We start from the raw sequence: 16,798 nt of genomic DNA, 5'->3' as shown, positions 1-16,798 counted from the left end.
GGCAGGGGAGAGCTTTCCAGGGAGGACTTAGTGGCCAAGGCCGCCAGCCAGATTGAAATGCCAATCGGCGTCGTCGTGCGCAAAACACCCGGGGTTACACGCTGGGCGCAATGGAACTGGCGCGCCGTCGCCGTGCTGCCCGGCGCTGGACCGGCCGATTGGCTGGAGATGCGGCGCGAGGGTGAAGCGGTCGAATACCATGCAGCCACCCTGCCCCTGACCCTGTGGTCAGATGAGGCCGAAGCCTACATGGTCAACCTGTCGGACGGGCAACCCTCGATCTATCTGGTCCTGCGCGATGCGCTGGATGGAACACAGCCGATGGACGCGGTGCTGGTGACCGCCTCACCCTTCGAAGGACAGGACTACGCCGATACCGGCGAAGAGCTTGTCGAGAAAATCCCAATGACTGATGGGCTGATCGCTTGGGTACGTGATTTCGCACTGGAGCATCATCGCAACGAAGTCTTCGTCAAGCGCCGCCGTGATAAGAAACGCACCGATCTGGTTGAGGACGGCAAAGGGGATGTACGCATCCGGCAGGACTCGGATGTTTTCCGCGCCCCGCGGAGGATTGTGCAATGACAGAAACCCGCGATTTCTGGTCGCGCCGTAAAGCCGCCGTTCAGGCTGAGGCCAAAGCAGAGGTTGTAGCAGCACAAGAACAGGCTTTCGCTGAACAGCGGGGCGAGCTGGAAGAAAAGACTGACGCTGAAATTCTGGCAGAATTCAATTTGCCCGATCCTGATCTGTTGCAAGTTGGTGACGACATCTCGGGCTTTATGGCCAAGGCAGTGCCTGACCGGTTGCGCCGCCGCGCCCTTCGGCAGCTCTGGCGCCTAAACCCGGTTCTGGCCAATGTCGATGGGCTGGTGGATTACGGCGAAGATTATACAGATGCCGCCTGCGTGATCGAAAATATCCAGACCGCCTATCAGGTCGGCAAAGGGATGCTTGCCCATATCGAAGCTCTGGCCACTCAGGCCGAGGAGGAAGACGCAGACCCGATCCCTGAGGTTGAAGAAACCACGCAAGAGCCTGAGTTGCCCGAGGTAGCCGAGATGCAATCGTCAGAGCCTGTAATGATTTCTGAAATCGACGACCCGGAAGAGGCAGAGCTTACGCCTGCCCCACGCCGCATGAAGTTTGAATACGAAGGATAACCGTATGAACGCAAGCAACGCGCAAAACCTGGACGTCTCAGCCGAGGATCGTCTGCGCGCGGATTTCTATAACTTCCTTGGGCTGCTGCTTGCGGCGCCTCCGGATCAGATGCTGCTGTCTCAGGTTACTGGTCTGACCGGCGATGAAACCGATCTGGGTCAGGCTATCAAGGCCATGTCGCGGGTCGCCAAGGTGACCAAACCCGCGGCTGCCGAACGCGAATTCAATGCCCTGTTCATCGGGCTAGGACGCGGAGAACTGCTGCCCTATGCCAGTTTCTACCTGACTGGTTTCCTGAACGAAAAACCGCTGGCGCAACTGCGCAACGACATGGCGGTTCGTCAGATCACACGGGCGCAGAACGTGTTTGAACCCGAAGACAATATCGCCTCGTTGATGGAGATGATGGCGGGCATGATCGTCGGACGCTTTGGTTCACCCGCCTCGCTGGAAGATCAAAAAGCGTTCTGGAACAAGCATATCGGTCCCTGGGCCGCACATTTCTATTCAGATTTGGAAGCCGCGGAAAACTCGGTTTTCTATGCCTCGGTCGGCACCGCCGGTCGGGTTTTCATGGAAATCGAGCGTGAAGCCTTTCGAATGACGGCGGGATGATCCCGCCATTCGCCAGCGCCCCAATAGGCGCTAGATCGCAATTGGGAAAGGAGGATCCCATGAGCAAAACCAAGGAAGAAGGCGCCACGCGCCGTGACTTCTTGAAACTGGCCGGAACCGCAGCGCCCGCTGCAGTCGCCGCCGCCAGCCTGAGCGGACAAGCCGAGGCAGCCGAGCTGCCAACGGATGAGACCCGCATGCAGGACACCGCGCATACGCGCGCATATCTGGACAGCGCCCGGTTCTGAACCCCGGACGATGTCACCACCCGACTGACGGTTGCGATTGGCCCTGACGTCGGCACCAACAGGACCAAGCCAGCCATGGAAAACATGGCCAGCAAGGGAGGAAAGAAATGCTTAGGAAAAAGACCAACGGGGTTGCGAGACGCTCCCAGCGGACAAGTATCCTGTCCCAGGTCGGCGAGAAAACCGTCGATCGCCGCGCATTCCTGCGCGGATCGGGCCTGACGATCGGCGGGTTGGCCGCGATCAGCGCCACGGGTGGAACCGTGACGCCAGCCAGTGCCCAGTCAGCGGCCAATCAAGCCGTCGAAAACATCAAATCCATATGCACGCATTGCTCGGTCGGCTGTACCGTCGTCGCCGAGGTGCAGAACGGCGTCTGGATCGGGCAAGAACCCGGCTGGGACAGCCCTTTCAACCTGGGTGCGCACTGCGCCAAGGGGGCCTCGGTCCGTGAGCACGCCCATGGTGAACGCCGCCTGAAATATCCGATGAAAAAGGAAGGCGGCGAGTGGAAGCGCATCAGCTGGGAAGAGGCGATCAACGAGATCGGCGACGGCATGATGAACATCCGCGAAGAATCCGGACCGGACAGTGTGTACTGGCTTGGTTCCGCGAAACATAACAACGAACAGGCCTATCTGTTCCGCAAGTTCGCCGCCTATTGGGGCACGAACAACGTGGACCATCAGGCCCGTATCTGCCACTCGACCACTGTTGCTGGTGTTGCGAATACATGGGGCTACGGCGCCATGACCAACAGCTATAACGACATCCACAACTCCAAGGCTATCTTCATCATCGGTGGCAACCCGGCCGAGGCACACCCTGTCTCTCTGCTGCATGTTCTGCGCGCAAAAGAACAGAACAACGCGCCGCTGATCGTCTGCGACCCGCGCTTTACGCGCACCGCAGCGCATGCGGATGAGTATGTCCGGTTCCGCCCCGGCTCTGACGTGGCTCTGATCTGGGGTATCCTCTGGCACATCTTCGACAACGGCTGGGAGGACAAGGAGTTCATCCGCACCCGTGTCTGGGGCATGGATCAGATCCGTGAAGAGGTCGCCAACTGGAACCCGGAAGAAACTGAGCGTGTGACCGGCGTACCCGGATCACAGCTTAAGCGCGTGGCGCGCACCATGGCCAACAACCGTCCTGGCACGGTGATCTGGTGCATGGGCGGCACCCAGCACACCAATGGCAACAACAACACACGCGCCTATTGCGTGCTGCAGCTGGCTTTGGGCAACATGGGAACGTCGGGCGGTGGCACCAACATCTTCCGCGGCCACGACAACGTGCAGGGTGCGACGGACCTTGGTGTTCTGTCCCACACCCTACCCGGCTATTATGGCCTGTCCGCAGGGGCATGGGGCCATTGGGCGCGCGTTTGGGGTGAAGACCCTGAATGGCTGTCCGGCCAGTTCGCCTCGATCAAGGACAAGGAGGGCAAGGATAAATCGCTGCAGAACGAGCGCGGCATCCCGGTCTCTCGTTGGATCGACGGTGTTCTGGAAGACCCCGCCAACATGGATCAGGACAACAATGTCCGCGCCATGGTTTTGTGGGGGCACGCTCCGAACTCGCAAACCCGCGGGCCGGAAATGAAGACGGCGATGGAAAAGCTGGACATGCTAGTCGTGATCGACCCGTATCCCACCGTTTCCGCCGTTCTGCATGATCGGACCGATGGCGTTTACCTGTTGCCCGCCTGTACGCAGTTCGAAACCCGTGGCTCGGTCACGGCCTCGAACCGCTCGTTGCAGTGGCGCGACAAGGTGGTCGAACCACTGTTCGAAAGCCTACCGGACGAGGTCATCATGGCCAAGTTCGCCAACAAATTCGGCTGGGCAGATCGGTTCTTCCGCAATATCGAGATGGAGGATGCCGAAACCCCGAATGTTGAAAGCATCACGCGTGAGTTCAACTCGGGCCTCTGGACCATCGGCTATACCGGCCAGTCGCCAGAGCGTTTGAAAAGCCACATGGCCAATCAGCACACGTTCGACAGAACCACGCTGCAAGCTATAGGTGGACCAAACGACGGCGAATACTACGGTCTGCCCTGGCCGTGCTGGGGAACGCCAGAGATGGGTCATACGGGGACACCAAACCTCTATGACATGTCCAAACCGGTGGCCGAAGGTGGCCTGACCTTCCGCGCGCGCTTTGGCGTGGAACGTGATGGCGACAACCTGCTGGCGGAAGGGGTCTATAGCGTTGGGTCGGAAATTCAGGACGGATATCCCGAATTCACGATGCAGATGCTAATGGATCTTGGTTGGGACGGCGATCTGACGGCCGAAGAACGTGCGGCCATCGACGCCGTTGCGGGGCCAAAGACCAACTGGAAAACCGACCTGTCAGGCGGCATCCAGAGGGTTGCGATTGCACATGGCTGTGCGCCCTTTGGCAACGCCAAGGCCCGCACCGTGGTCTGGACTTTTCCGGACCCGATCCCGTTGCATCGCGAGCCGCTTTATACCAACCGGCGTGATCTGGTAGAGGATTATCCGACCTATGAGGATCGTCAGTCCTATCGCCTGCCAACCCTGTATGCTTCGATCCAGAAGAACGACTTTTCAAAGGATTACCCGATAATCCTGACGTCTGGTCGTCTGGTCGAATATGAGGGCGGAGGTGAGGAATCCCGGTCGAACCCGTGGCTGGCCGAACTGCAACAGGACATGTTCGTCGAGATCAACCCCCGTGATGCCAACAACCTGGGCATTCGCGACGGGGCTCAGGTCTGGGTCGAAGGGCCTGAGGGTGGTAAGGTCAAGGTGATGGCGATGCTGACCAACAGGGTTGGTGCCGGCGTGGCCTTTATGCCATTCCACTTTGGCGGCCATTTCCAGGGTCAGGATCTGCGGGACAAATACCCCTCAGGCGCTGATCCCTATGTGCTGGGAGAAAGTTCGAACACCGCCCAGACCTATGGCTATGATTCAGTAACCCAGATGCAGGAGACCAAAGCGACTCTCTGCAAGATCTCAGCAGCGTAAGGAGGACGACAATGGCTAGAGCAAAGTTTCTCTGCGACGCTGAACGCTGCATCGAATGCAACGCCTGCGTAACCGCGTGTAAGAACGAGCACGAGGTGCCTTGGGGCATCAACCGCCGCAGAGTGGTGACGATCAATGACGGCGACCCGGGCGAACGCTCGATCTCGGTTGCCTGTATGCATTGCTCGGATGCGCCCTGTATGGCGGTGTGCCCGGTTGACTGCTTCTATCAGAACGAAGAAGGGGTCGTCCTGCACTCCAAGGACCTGTGCATTGGCTGCGGCTATTGCTTCTATGCGTGCCCGTTCGGCGCGCCGCAATACCCACAGGCAGGCAACTTCGGATCACGCGGCAAGATGGACAAATGTACCTTCTGCGCCGGTGGCCCCGAGGAAACGCACTCGACCGCAGAGTTCGCCAAATACGGTCGCAACCGGATCGCAGAAGGCAAACTGCCCATCTGCGCCGAGATGTGTTCCACCAAGGCCCTGCTTGCCGGTGACGGCGACGTGGTATCGGCCATCTATCGCGAACGCGTCGTGGCGCGCGGTTTTGGGTCTGGCGCCTGGGGTTGGGGCACGGCCTACGACCAAAAAGACGGCTGATCCATAGCTGAACTTTCCCCGGCGCGTACCGCGTGCCGGGGAGCAATAAGATTTTTCGACGAAAAATCTCTGCCCGCCCGCAATCGGGCCTACGCCAATGACCGCGTCACGAGGTTCATATGATTTTCCTGCGACTTCTGTTCTGTCTCATTGTTTTGACTGTTCCTGCTTTTGCGCAGGATGCTCCGGATCGCAATTCAACGGGTGGCGCGACCACGCTCGAGGATATCTTGGCCCGGCAGCGTGGCGAGACGGTCGATAACGGTTATCGCTCAGGTAACACCGGTCAAGGCAACGCCGAAGGTCTGATGGGCCAGTTGGGCACACGTGGCGTGGCGTCTGACAGCGACGTCTATCGCGCTTTGCGCTATGGCTCGGCGGATGTGACCGTTTCGTCGAACGGTCCTGCGGCCAGCGTCTTGATACAGGACGGAGGCATGTGGTGGTTGAATTTCCGAACAGGCCCGTTGCGCGATTACGGCACGTATATTCTGGCCGGGATGCTTGGCATCCTGCTGCTGTTCTTCTTGGTCCGGGGTAAAATCCGCATTGATGGTGAAAAGACGGGACGCACGGTTACGCGTTTCTCAGGCTTTGAGCGGTTCGGACATTGGCTGTTCGCGGGCTCTTTCCTTATCCTTGGCCTGACCGGTTTGCTGACCCTTTATGGTCGAGACTTTCTGATCCCAATCTTCGGGAAAGAAGGCTTTGCAGCCATAGCGCAGGGCTGCAAATGGCTGCATAACAACCTCGCCTGGGCCTTCATGCTGGGTTTGATCATGGTCACTGTGAACTGGATCGCCCACAACATCCCCAACCGCACCGACCTGAAATGGCTGGCCGCCGGCGGCGGGTTGTTCACGAAAGGCAGCCATCCTCCGGCCAAAAAATTCAACGCGGGTCAAAAGATCATCTTCTGGGCCTGTATCCTGCTGGGCGTATCGATCAGCCTGTCTGGCCTGTCTCTGCTGTTCCCGTTTGAGATGCCGCTGTTTGCTAAGACCTTCTCAATCGCAAATGCCACCAGCATCCCGCAGATGTTGGGTCTGAACCTTCCGGTGCAGATGTCACCACAAGAAGAGATGCAATATGCTCAGGTTTGGCACGTGATGGTCGCCTATGTCTTCATCGCCATCATCATCGCGCATATCTACCTGGGCTCGGTGGGGATGGAGGGCGCTTTCGACGCGATGGGCACCGGCGAGGTCGAGGAACAATGGGCGCGTGAGCACCACTCGCTTTGGCTCGAAGAGGTACAGGAAAAAGAGGCCAATAAGGCAGTGGCCTCGCCTGCGGAATAGATGCGCAGTCTAATCCTTGCACTGGTGTTGACCCCCCTGCCCGCTTTGGCCGAGTTCTTCACGCTGAAAGGTCATGGCGGTCCGATCATGGGGATTGCCTCCGCGCCGGACGGCCGGATTGCGACGGCCAGCTTCGACAACTCCGTCGGCCTGTGGTCAGACCGCACGCCGCAATGGCTTGAAGGGCACGAGGCTGCCGTGAATAGCGTCGCCTTTGGCGACACAGCGATCTATTCCGCTGGTGACGACTTTACCCTGCGCCGGTGGCCGGATGGCCAAATCCTCGGGCGGCACAAGGGCAAGATCGTCGATATTGCTGTTTCAAACTCCTACATCGCCACTGCCAGTTGGGACGGCACGATAGGGGTTTGGCCGCTTGACGGGTCAGAGCCAAGGATATTGGGGCCCACAGGCAGCGGTGTGAATGCTGTTGTGTTCACACCAAACGGAGATGCGGTGTATACCGGCGGGGTTGATGGGGCGATTCGTCTTTGGGATGTCGCAACCGGTCAGGAAAAACTGCGACTGGTTGATAACGGGTTCGGCATCAACGAACTGGTCCTGAATCCCCATGAAAACTGGATTGCCTATGGGGCCGTCGATGGCGTCACGCGCATTCGTGATCTGACTACAGGCGACGAGCATGATTTCACCCTGGACCGCCGTCCAATCCTTGCGCTGGCTCTCAGCCCGGACCGCAGCTTGCTGGCGGTGGGGGACGGAGAGGGTCATATCATGTTGGTCGATACCATCGACTGGCGCATCGCACAGGATTTCCGGGCCACATTGCGCGGCCCGGTCTGGGCGCTGGCCTTCTCAACCGATGGTAAAAACATCTATGCAGGTGGTATAGATGAGGCGATGTATAGCTGGCCGGTATCTGACCTTGGCGACCAACAACAGATGGCCGCGACTGAACCTAGTTTTCTGAAGAACCCTGACCAGATGGACAATGGCGAGCGCCAATTCGTGCGCAAATGCTCGATCTGCCACAGCCTGACGGCGGACGGGCACAGACGTGCTGGACCTACGCTCTCTGGTGTATTTGGTCGCCGGGCGGGCAGCTTACCGGAATATTTCTACTCGGACACGCTGCAAGACTCTGATATCATTTGGAATGGCGAGACGATAAATGCCCTTTTCGACCAAGGACCAGACCATTACATTCCGGGATCGAAGATGCCCATGCAACGGATTACACAAGCGGATGACCGCAAAGATTTGATCGCCTTTCTGCGCCGCGTCACGGCACCGGAAAACTGAACCGGAGGTAAATATGAAAGCCTTTCTAGCCGCTGTTGCCACGATGGCTGTAATTGCCGTCGCTGCGCCATTTGCCTTAGGCCAATTCGGATTCAGCGCGGCGAATGCCAGCGCGGGTTCGGCCGTGCGCCTCGACTGAATGTCAGAATACCTGACCACCAAAGAACTGGCCGACCTGCTGCGCATTGGCGAGCGTAAAGCCTATGACCTTGCTTCATCCGGCGAGGTCCCCTGTGTCCGGGCCATGGGCAAACTCTTGTTTCCAAGGGCCGAAGTCATTGCCTGGCTGAACGCATCGCGCAGCGGACCGCAGGTCACAGAACCGTCGCTGCCGCCGATCGTGGCGGGCAGTCATGATCCGCTGTTGGATTGGGCTCTGCGGGAAAGCGGGTCGGGCCTGGCAACTTATTATGACGGCTCATTTGACGGCTTGAATCGCCTGAAAGAACGATCAGCGCAGGCTGCGGCGCTGCATATCCACGAGACAGACGGATTTAACACGCAATCTCTCCAGGACCATCTGGGAGAGGCACCCGTCATTCTGTTCGAACTAGCAAAACGCCAGCGTGGGCTACTGATGGCCCCCGGTGTGACTGGGATATCGGACTTTTCTGACCTCAGGGGCCGTCGCATTCTTCTTCGTCAAGACAGTGCCGCCAGTCAACGGTTGTTCGACACGCAACTGCAGGCGCACGGCCTGAACCGAGACGATCTGGATACCCTGCCGACCTGCGCACGTACCGAAGAAGAGCTGGCCATAGCCCTGCATGACAGCAAAGCCGATGCCGGATTCGGCCTGGGTGCGCTTGCGGGGCTGTACAATCTGGGCTTTGCCCCGACCCATACCGAACGCCTGGACCTTGCCATCTGGAGGCGTGCCTATTTCGATGGCCCGATGCTTCGGTTGCTCGGCTTTGTGCAATCCGACCGCTTTGCCACCCGGGCAGAAGAATTCGGCGGGTATGACTTGTCGGATCTGGGAACCATCCATCACAATGGAGCCAGCGGCTGACCCTATTGGGCGTTGGGAAAGAACAGCTGCTGGCCGTCCAGCGTGTAAGATGCGATGGCCGCCTGCCCTTCGGGCCCGGTCAACCAGTCAATAAAGCGCTGCCCCGAGGCCGCCCGCACTTTGGGATGCTTGTCAGGGTTCACAAGAATAATCCCATATTGATTGAACAGGCGCGGATCGCCCTCAACCATGACCTCTAGGTTTCCCTTGTTGCCAAAGCTCTGCCAAGTCGCGCGATCCGTCAGCGCATAAGCACCCATCCCACTAGCCACGTTCAGTGTCGCCCCCATCCCGGATCCAGTTTCCCGGTACCAAGTGCCCGAAGCGTCGGTCGGGTCGATACCGGACGAGGCCCAATGGCCCAATTCTGCCTTATGCGTCCCACTGTCATCCCCGCGCGAGGCGAAGGGCGCCTTCGCCTTAGCCACGGCGGTCAGCGCCGCGATAATGTCAGTCCCACCTTTCACTTTGGCGGGATCGGATTTTGGCCCTACAAGGACAAAATCATTGTACATCACGTCCGACCGCTCAACACCCCAACCATCTGCCACAAACTTCTCTTCGGCAGGTTTGGCGTGAACCAGCAAGACGTCCCCGTCACCGTTGATCGCATTGCGGATCGCCTGCCCTGTACCAACAGCCACCACGCGGACATCAATCCCGCTTTCGGCTTCAAAGCCTGGCAGGATATGGTCGAACAAGCCCGAATTCTGAGTCGACGTGGTTGATTGGACTACAATAAATGGGGTTTCGGTCAATGCGGCTGTAGTGTTCAGGCCAAGCGCTATTACTGCAGCCCCGACGAATTTGCGGATCATTTGAACTCCATATTCAGATTAGGTTACCAGACCACCGGCAACAAACCGGCGCGCGGCGTCACTTGTCGGGGCATCCAGAACTTGTTTGGCAGCACCGTGTTCGACCACGTGCCCGGCCTGCATCATGACGATATCCGCTGCCAGACGGCGTGCCTGACCGATATCGTGGGATACCATGACAATGCGTACCCCACGGTTCGAAGCGCGCAAGATCATCCGTTCGATCATCTGCGTAGCACCAGGATCAAGCGAACTGGTTGGTTCGTCCAGGAACAAAGTCTCCGGGTCCAGCGCCAGCGCGCGCAGGATGGCCAGCCGTTGTGCCTCGCCCCCGGACAGCGATCTGGCGGACTGGCGCGCCTTACCCTCTAGCCCACCTTCGGCCAGCAATTCGTCGATCCGGGATTTGCGAATTGCACGGGACATGCCCTGACGCTTTAGCACAAAATCAAGATTGGCTGACACGGACCGGCGCAACAGAACCGGTCTTTGAAACACCATCGCCTGTCGTGATTTGTGATACGCATTCAGGGCAATCCCGTCCTGCTGAACCCTGCCGCTATCCGGGACGATAAGCCCGTGCAAACAGCGCAAAAGCAGGCTCTTGCCCGCTCCGTTCGGCCCAAGGATCAAAGTTGGTCCCAGCCCCATCAGGGATAACTCTGGCACTTGAAGCAGTGTCTTTCCCTTGCGGGAAATCTGTAAACTGTGAACAGAAAGACATTTCACCATCTCGGGCACCAGATCACGCATGGCGCAACCCTTCCTTCTCGGCCCGCAGGCTAAGCGTGCTGACCATGGCGTTTACTGCGATGGCTATGGCAATCAGGATCGCCCCAAGCGCAAGCGCCAAGGCCAAATTACCCTTGGACGTTTCAAGGGCGATTGTCGTCGTCATCACCCGCGTGACGTGATTGATATTGCCGCCAACGATAATAACCGCTCCAACTTCGGCAATCGCACGGCCAAACCCCGCCAGCAATGCCGTAACAAGAGACAGCCGCGCATCCCACAATAGCACCGGAATCGATGCCATCCGCGACAGGCCGAGTGAGCGGAGTTGCTCGGAATATTCCTCGGCCAGCATTTCGACCACTTGACGTGTCAGTGCGGCAACGATCGGGGTCACCAGAACGACCTGAGCAATAATCATCGCCGTCGGTGTGTAGAGCAATTCAAGGACCCCCAACGGGCCGGAACGCGACAGCATCAGATAGACCAGCAAACCTACCACAACCGGGGGCAAGCCCATCAAGGCATTCATCAAGACGATCAGAATCCGCCGCCCTGGAAAACGCGCAACGGCCAAAGCCGCGCCCATGGGCATCCCGATAACGGCAGAAATCAGAACGGCAAAAACAGAGACTTTCAGGGACAACAGAACAATCGCCCACAGCTCCGCATCCCAATGAAGGATTAAAGCAAGCGCCGACCTGAATTCTGTTGTAAAATCCTGCATTATCTACCTGATATCTCCCATGTTGAACAGTTTGCTATAATTTACAGGTAATTACTATGACAAACGCCATACAAGTTCAGTCACATTTTCGACGCTTCCAACAAAAAACGCGGCCCCATTTGGGACCGCGCCATATTCCATCGTGAACCTGACTCAGTTCAGTGCTGCATCCGAAATCTGATGCGTCCAGGCACCTTCGGGTTGTTTTGTGATAACGGGATCAGAACCACCGGCAAGCAGCGTCCCTACAGTGCGCTCAAAATCCGCCGGATCAAGCGATCCGTTTGAGCCCGCAGTCAGCTTGGCAATCTCACCCATCATACGTTTCTGATGCGCTTCGGTCTGGGCGCCAGTCTCGTCATTTTCAAGCACGATATCGGCCGCTTCATCTGGGTTCTCCTCGGCATATTTCCACCCCTTCATCGACGCCCGCACGAAACGTTCCATCTTGTCGACAAATGCCGCGTCGTTCAGGTTCTCTTCAAGAACGTACAGGCCGTCTTCCAGCGTCGCGACGCCCTGATCTTCGTATTTGAATGTGACCAGTTCGTCGGGGCTGACGCCGGAATCTATGACCTGCCAGTATTCGTTATAGGTCATGGTGCTGATGCAATCAGCCTGACGCTGCAGCAGCGGGTCGACATTAAAGCCCTGCTTCAGAACCTCGACGCCATTTTCGCTCTTGCCACCGGTATCAATGCCCAGCTGGCTCATCCAGCTCATGAAGGGGAATTCGTTGCCAAAGAACCAGACGCCCAGTGTCCGGTTCTTAAGGTCTTCTGGTGCGGAAATACCGGCATCTTTCCAGCAGGTCAGCATCATACCCGAGCTTTTGAAAGGCTGGGCAATATTCACCAGCGGCAGGCCCTTTTCGCGCGCGGCCAACGCAGCTGGCATCCACTCGACCGTCACGTCAGCGCCCCCACCGGCAATGACCTGTGTCGGCGCTATGTCCGGGCCGCCTGGCAGAATTGTGACATCAAGACCTTCTTCTTCGTAGAACCCTTTGTCTTTGGCCACGTAATAACCTGCGAACTGAGCTTGCGTGACCCATTTCAACTGCAATGTCACCTCATCCGCCGACCAGGCTGCACTGGCGGCCAGGCTAAAGGCGGCAACCGCCCCGCTGAGTATCTTTTTCATCTTCACATCTCCTAGTTTCAGTTGGCGCCCCATTTTTCATTTTTGGGGTCTGTTGAATTCTTATCCGCGTTGCGACGGGTGCCAGAAGGTCACCGCCTTTTCGATCATGGCCACCAGACCATAAAATGATGTCCCGGCCAAAGCCGCCACTACGATCTCGGCCCAGACCATATCCAGTGAGAGCTGCCCCACGCTGGTTGATATCCGAAACCCCATGCCAAGCGTCGGTGAGCCAAAGAACTCGGCCACGATAGCGCCGATCAATGCAAGGGTGGTGGATATCTTGAGACCATTGAAAACAAATGGCATCGCGGCAGGCAAGCGCAGCTTCAGAAAGCTCTGCCAATACGTGGCGGCATAAGTCTCCATCAGGTCGCGCTGCATTGCTGTCGCCTCGCGCAGCCCGGCGACGGTGTTCACCAGCATTGGGAAAAAGACCATCACGACAACCACCGCCGCTTTGGAGTGCCAGTCGAACCCGAACCACATGACCAGAATCGGCGCGGTGCCAACAATCGGAAGAGCGGCCACGAAGTTGCCCACGGGCAAAAGCCCAAGGCGCAGAAAATCCCACCGGTCCACTGCAATCGCCATCAGGAAGGCGGCTCCACAGCCGATGATGTAACCGCTCAGCGCGCCCTTGATGATGGTTTGCACGAAATCCATCCAAAGCGTTGGCAAACTGTCCCAGAACCGAATCCAGATAACCGATGGAGCGGGCAGAATGACCAAAGACACCTCAAGGCCGCGCACTAAAAGCTCCCAGATGACGATGATAGTCAGACCAAAGATCAGCGGAGCCAGAAACCGGACCATCCGCGTATCAGCATAAGGCCCGCTGGCCAAGCGGCTGTTCAACCACCATCCCAACAGCCACACACCGAGTGCGCCCAGAATTGGTATCATTGCGCAATCCCCATCCGTTTCAGGACCGACTTTTCAATCAGCCCCAGAAGCCCCACAAGACAGGCCGCCAGAATCGCCGCCGCAAACAGGGCCGACCAGATTTGCACGGTTTGACCATAATAGCTGCCTGCCAGCAGGCGCGCGCCCAGTCCCGCAACTGCCCCGGTGGGCAATTCCCCCACGATGGCCCCTACCAATGAAGCCGCAATGCCTATCTTCAGCGATGTGAACAGATACGGCATCGAGGCCGGCAAACGCAGTTTCCAGAACCCCTGCGCGTGGCTCGCGCTATAGGTACGCAGCAAATCCAGTTGCATCGCATCCGGGCTGCGCAAACCTTTGACCATGCCCACCACGACAGGAAAAAAGCTGAGATAGGCCGATATGACCGCCTTGGGGATAATCCCCTGCACGCCAACGGAATATAGGACCACAATGATCATCGGGGCCAGAGCGATGATCGGGATGGTTTGGCTGACTATCGCCCAGGGCATGACCGACAGGTCCATGACCCGGCTATGTACGATCCCAACAGCCAGCAGAATTCCCAGACCGGTGCCAATGGCAAAACCCAGTATCGTCGCACTCAGCGTCACCCAGCCGTGATAAACCAGCGAGCGCTTTGAGGTGATTTTCTTCTCAACCGTTGTCTTCCATATCTCAACGGCCACCTGATGCGGAGCGGGCAACCGCGGACGATCCTGTTCCCACGTGGCTGGAATGGCAAAGCTATTGTCCAGAACCAGGCTGAATTCGGACAGATCGCGACGATCTTTTGCCGAGGGTGGCTGAACAGTTGCGCCGGCCCGTTCCTGTTCGGTCAGAACGCCTTTGATATTCATCGGAATACAAGCGGCGTACCAAAAGGCTACTATGACGGCCAGTACCGTCAATACAGCCCAGAATGCCTTGAACCCGCTACTATTCATCCGAATGCCCCGCGCGCAACCCTTCTCGCACCCTATGGGCAACTTCGATGAATTCCGGCGTGTCGCGAATATCGAGCGGCCGCTCTTTCGGCAACGGACTGTCGATCACGTCAGTGATCCGTCCGGGCCGAGGGCTCATCACAACGATCTTGGTGCTCAGATAGACGGCCTCAGGGATGGAATGGGTGACAAACCCAATGGTCTTTTCAGTCCGCGCCCAAAGTGCCAGAAGCTGCTCGTTCAGGTGATCGCGGACAATCTCATCCAACGCGCCAAAAGGTTCGTCCATAAGCAGGATATCCGCATCAAAGGCCAGCGCCCGTGCAATGCTGGCCCGTTGCTGCATTCCACCCGATAACTGCCAGGGAAACTTTCCACCAAACCCTTCAAGATCAACAAGTTCCAAAACCTTGTTTACGCGTTCTTCCTGCTCGGCAGCTGTAAACCCCATGATTTCAAGCGGGAGCTTGATGTTCTTGGAAATGGTGCGCCAAGGGTACAGACCCGCGGCCTGAAATACATAGCCATAGGCCCGATTCCGCCGCGCCTCATCCGGGGTCATACCGTTGACGGTCAATGTCCCGCCGGTCGGAGTTTCCAACGCAGCGATGCACCGCAAAAAGGTGGTCTTACCACAGCCGGAGGGTCCGATGAAGCTGACGAATTCTCCCTTTTCGATGGTCAGGTTCACATCCTTCAGAGCGTGGACCGGCCCGTCATTGGTCTGAAAGGTCAGATCCAGTTGCCGCGCCTCGATTACAGGCGGTGCAGCGGTTTCAATATTCATTCCATCCCCTTGAACTTAAACCGTAATAAGACGTGATATCTGCCACATATTCTGTCATACACCGGTTGCTGGAATACCCGTGCGTACCACCGGTCGCGGCGCTGTCAGCTCTTTCCAAGTACTCAGCGCCTTGTTGACGGTTGTATTGGCCTCGCGTTCAACAAATTGGCCATGGCCTTCCTGAGTCCTGATCTCTCCGTCATGCACTGCAACCTGCCCACGGGTCAGAGTAAAGCGCGGCAAGCCTTTGACCTCTTTGCCCTCAAACACGTTGTAGTCGATCGAAGATTGCTGCGATTTCGCGCTGATCGTCTTGCCTTTCTCAGGATCCCACACCACCAAATCGGCATCGGCACCTACAAGAATTGCGCCTTTTCTTGGGTAACAATTCAATATCTTAGCGATGTTTGTTGAAGTGACTGCCACAAATTCATTTGGCGTCAGCCGACCAGTGTTCACCCCATGAGTCCACAGCATCGGCATCCGGTCTTCCAACCCTCCGGTACCGTTCGGGATCTTGGTGAAATCCCCCACGCCAAAGCGTTTCTGATCCGTCGTAAAGGCGCAATGGTCGGTGGCCACGACACTCAACGAACCAGATTGTAATCCGTTCCACAGGCTATCCTGATGCTGCTTGTTTCGGAACGGAGGGCTCATGACCCGCCGCGCCGCGTGGTCCCAATCCTGGTTGAAATACTCGCTCTCATCCAAAGTCAGATGCTGGATCAAAGGTTCCCCCCACACCCGCTTGCCCTGCATCTTTGCACGCCGAATGGCCTCATGCGCCTCTTCGCACGATGTGTGCACCACATACAGCGGCACTCCGGCCATATCCGCGATCATGATTGCGCGGTTGGTCGCTTCGCCCTCAACCTGCGGCGGACGGGAATAGGCATGTGCCTCGGGGCCTGTATTGCCTTCGGCCAACAGCTTTGCGCTGAGTTCGGCAACAACATCGCCATTCTCGGCATGCACCATGGCCGTTCCACCCAGCTCGGCAAGACGCTTGAACGAAGCATACATTTCATCGTCATTGACCATCAACGCGCCCTTATAGGCCATGAAATGCTTGAACGTGTTGATGCCGCGTGTCTCGATCACCGTCTTGAGGTCATCAAACACCTGCTCGCCCCACCAGGTCACCGCCATGTGGAAAGAATAGTCGCAATTTGCACGTGTCGACTTGTTATCCCAGCGCTTGAGCGCATCCAACAGGCTTTCACCTGGGTTGGGCAGAGCGAAATCAACCACCATCGTGGTTCCTCCAGCCAATGCCGCCCGGGTTCCGCTCTCGAAATCATCGCTGGAATAGGTGCCCATGAACGGCATTTCCAAATGCGTATGCGGGTCGATCCCGCCAGGCATCACATAGCAGCCTGTCGCATCCAGTTCCGTATCACCTTTTAGGTCCGGCCCAATCTCGGTGATCACCCCATGCTCGACCCTCACATCCGCCTGGTAAGACAAATCCGCGGTTACGACGGTCCCGTTCTTGATAACAGTGCTCATATCAATCTCCCTGATGCGGTCTGCGCCGCTTGCTTCA

General features: G+C 57.6%; 18 protein-coding genes. 10 read left to right on the top strand and 8 right to left on the bottom strand.

The features are described from left to right. The first annotated feature begins 30 nt into the window (after positions 1-30). The 10 genes from AC2FH2_RS00910 (at position 31) to AC2FH2_RS00865 (ending at position 9,210) form a co-directional block, all read left to right on the top strand. The gene (locus AC2FH2_RS00910; protein ID WP_142634353.1) at positions 31-585 is read left to right on the top strand and encodes a DUF3305 domain-containing protein; all 555 of its coding nucleotides are present in this window, start codon (positions 31-33) and stop codon (positions 583-585) included. Then, positions 582-1,163, top strand: coding sequence for a DUF3306 domain-containing protein (locus tag AC2FH2_RS00905; protein WP_281972243.1), 582 nt, complete (start codon positions 582-584; stop codon positions 1,161-1,163). Before AC2FH2_RS00910 ends, AC2FH2_RS00905 begins: the two co-directional genes overlap by 4 nt. A gap of 4 nt (positions 1,164-1,167) precedes the next feature. Next, the gene (locus AC2FH2_RS00900) at positions 1,168-1,779 is read left to right on the top strand and encodes a TorD/DmsD family molecular chaperone (protein WP_281972244.1); all 612 of its coding nucleotides are present in this window, start codon (positions 1,168-1,170) and stop codon (positions 1,777-1,779) included. A 59-nt stretch (positions 1,780-1,838) separates the two neighbouring features. Continuing rightward, a complete protein-coding gene (locus AC2FH2_RS00895; protein WP_142634359.1) occupies positions 1,839-2,027 on the top strand; it encodes a ubiquinol-cytochrome c reductase iron-sulfur subunit N-terminal domain-containing protein in 189 nt (62 codons plus the stop codon). 107 nt (positions 2,028-2,134) lie between these two features. Next, positions 2,135-5,029 carry a formate dehydrogenase subunit alpha gene (locus tag AC2FH2_RS00890; protein WP_496822558.1) on the top strand — a complete coding sequence of 965 codons (2,895 nt, stop codon included), beginning with the start codon at positions 2,135-2,137 and terminating at the stop codon, positions 5,027-5,029. An 11-nt stretch (positions 5,030-5,040) separates the two neighbouring features. Then, entirely contained in the window at positions 5,041-5,634 is a 594-nt protein-coding gene (fdh3B, locus tag AC2FH2_RS00885; protein WP_085821701.1) for a formate dehydrogenase FDH3 subunit beta, read from the top strand. Between the two features lie 119 nt (positions 5,635-5,753). Continuing rightward, complete coding sequence (locus tag AC2FH2_RS00880) at positions 5,754-6,935, top strand: formate dehydrogenase subunit gamma (protein ID WP_281994745.1); 1,182 nt, start codon at positions 5,754-5,756, stop codon at positions 6,933-6,935. Beyond that, positions 6,936-8,198 (top strand): c-type cytochrome, encoded by a 1,263-nt coding sequence (locus AC2FH2_RS00875; RefSeq protein ID WP_496822557.1) that lies wholly within the window; start codon positions 6,936-6,938, stop codon positions 8,196-8,198. It begins immediately after the preceding gene. Between the two features lie 13 nt (positions 8,199-8,211). Further along, positions 8,212-8,337, top strand: coding sequence for a hypothetical protein (locus AC2FH2_RS00870; protein WP_271946568.1), 126 nt, complete (start codon positions 8,212-8,214; stop codon positions 8,335-8,337). Further along, on the top strand, positions 8,338-9,210 hold the full coding sequence (locus AC2FH2_RS00865) for a substrate-binding domain-containing protein (RefSeq protein WP_496822556.1): 873 nt from the start codon (positions 8,338-8,340) through the stop codon (positions 9,208-9,210). A gap of 2 nt (positions 9,211-9,212) precedes the next feature. On the opposite strand, the gene AC2FH2_RS00860 is transcribed toward AC2FH2_RS00865, so the two are convergent. The 8 genes from AC2FH2_RS00860 to hydA all read right to left on the bottom strand — a co-directional run bounded on the left by AC2FH2_RS00860 (position 9,213) and on the right by hydA (position 16,761). Then, positions 9,213-10,028, bottom strand: a complete 816-nt coding sequence (locus tag AC2FH2_RS00860; protein WP_496700768.1) for an ABC transporter substrate-binding protein — start codon at positions 10,026-10,028, stop codon at positions 9,213-9,215. Between the two features lie 18 nt (positions 10,029-10,046). Then, the gene (locus AC2FH2_RS00855; RefSeq protein WP_142634372.1) at positions 10,047-10,781 is read right to left on the bottom strand and encodes an ATP-binding cassette domain-containing protein; all 735 of its coding nucleotides are present in this window, start codon (positions 10,779-10,781) and stop codon (positions 10,047-10,049) included. After that, positions 10,774-11,487 carry an ABC transporter permease gene (locus AC2FH2_RS00850; protein ID WP_496713534.1) on the bottom strand — a complete coding sequence of 238 codons (714 nt, stop codon included), beginning with the start codon at positions 11,485-11,487 and terminating at the stop codon, positions 10,774-10,776. The genes AC2FH2_RS00855 and AC2FH2_RS00850 overlap by 8 nt, the downstream gene beginning before the upstream one ends. Positions 11,488-11,640: 153 nt before the next feature. Continuing rightward, entirely contained in the window at positions 11,641-12,630 is a 990-nt protein-coding gene (locus AC2FH2_RS00845) for an ABC transporter substrate-binding protein (protein WP_496707862.1), read from the bottom strand. 60 nt (positions 12,631-12,690) lie between these two features. Further along, a complete protein-coding gene (locus AC2FH2_RS00840; RefSeq protein WP_496687640.1) occupies positions 12,691-13,536 on the bottom strand; it encodes an ABC transporter permease in 846 nt (281 codons plus the stop codon). Then, entirely contained in the window at positions 13,533-14,465 is a 933-nt protein-coding gene (locus AC2FH2_RS00835) for an ABC transporter permease (protein ID WP_496687638.1), read from the bottom strand. Before AC2FH2_RS00835 ends, AC2FH2_RS00840 begins: the two co-directional genes overlap by 4 nt. Beyond that, positions 14,458-15,252: an ABC transporter ATP-binding protein gene (locus AC2FH2_RS00830; RefSeq protein WP_281972254.1), complete on the bottom strand. Its 795-nt coding sequence runs from the start codon at positions 15,250-15,252 to the stop codon at positions 14,458-14,460. Before AC2FH2_RS00830 ends, AC2FH2_RS00835 begins: the two co-directional genes overlap by 8 nt. A 54-nt stretch (positions 15,253-15,306) precedes the next feature. Beyond that, complete coding sequence (gene hydA, locus AC2FH2_RS00825) at positions 15,307-16,761, bottom strand: dihydropyrimidinase (protein WP_496687636.1); 1,455 nt, start codon at positions 16,759-16,761, stop codon at positions 15,307-15,309. Positions 16,762-16,798: the final 37 nt, after the last annotated feature.

This window comes from Ruegeria sp. YTSA105, assembly GCF_059610225.1.
The sequence above is the reverse complement of the archived record's forward strand: the minus strand, read 5'-3'. Positions and strand labels throughout refer to the sequence as shown.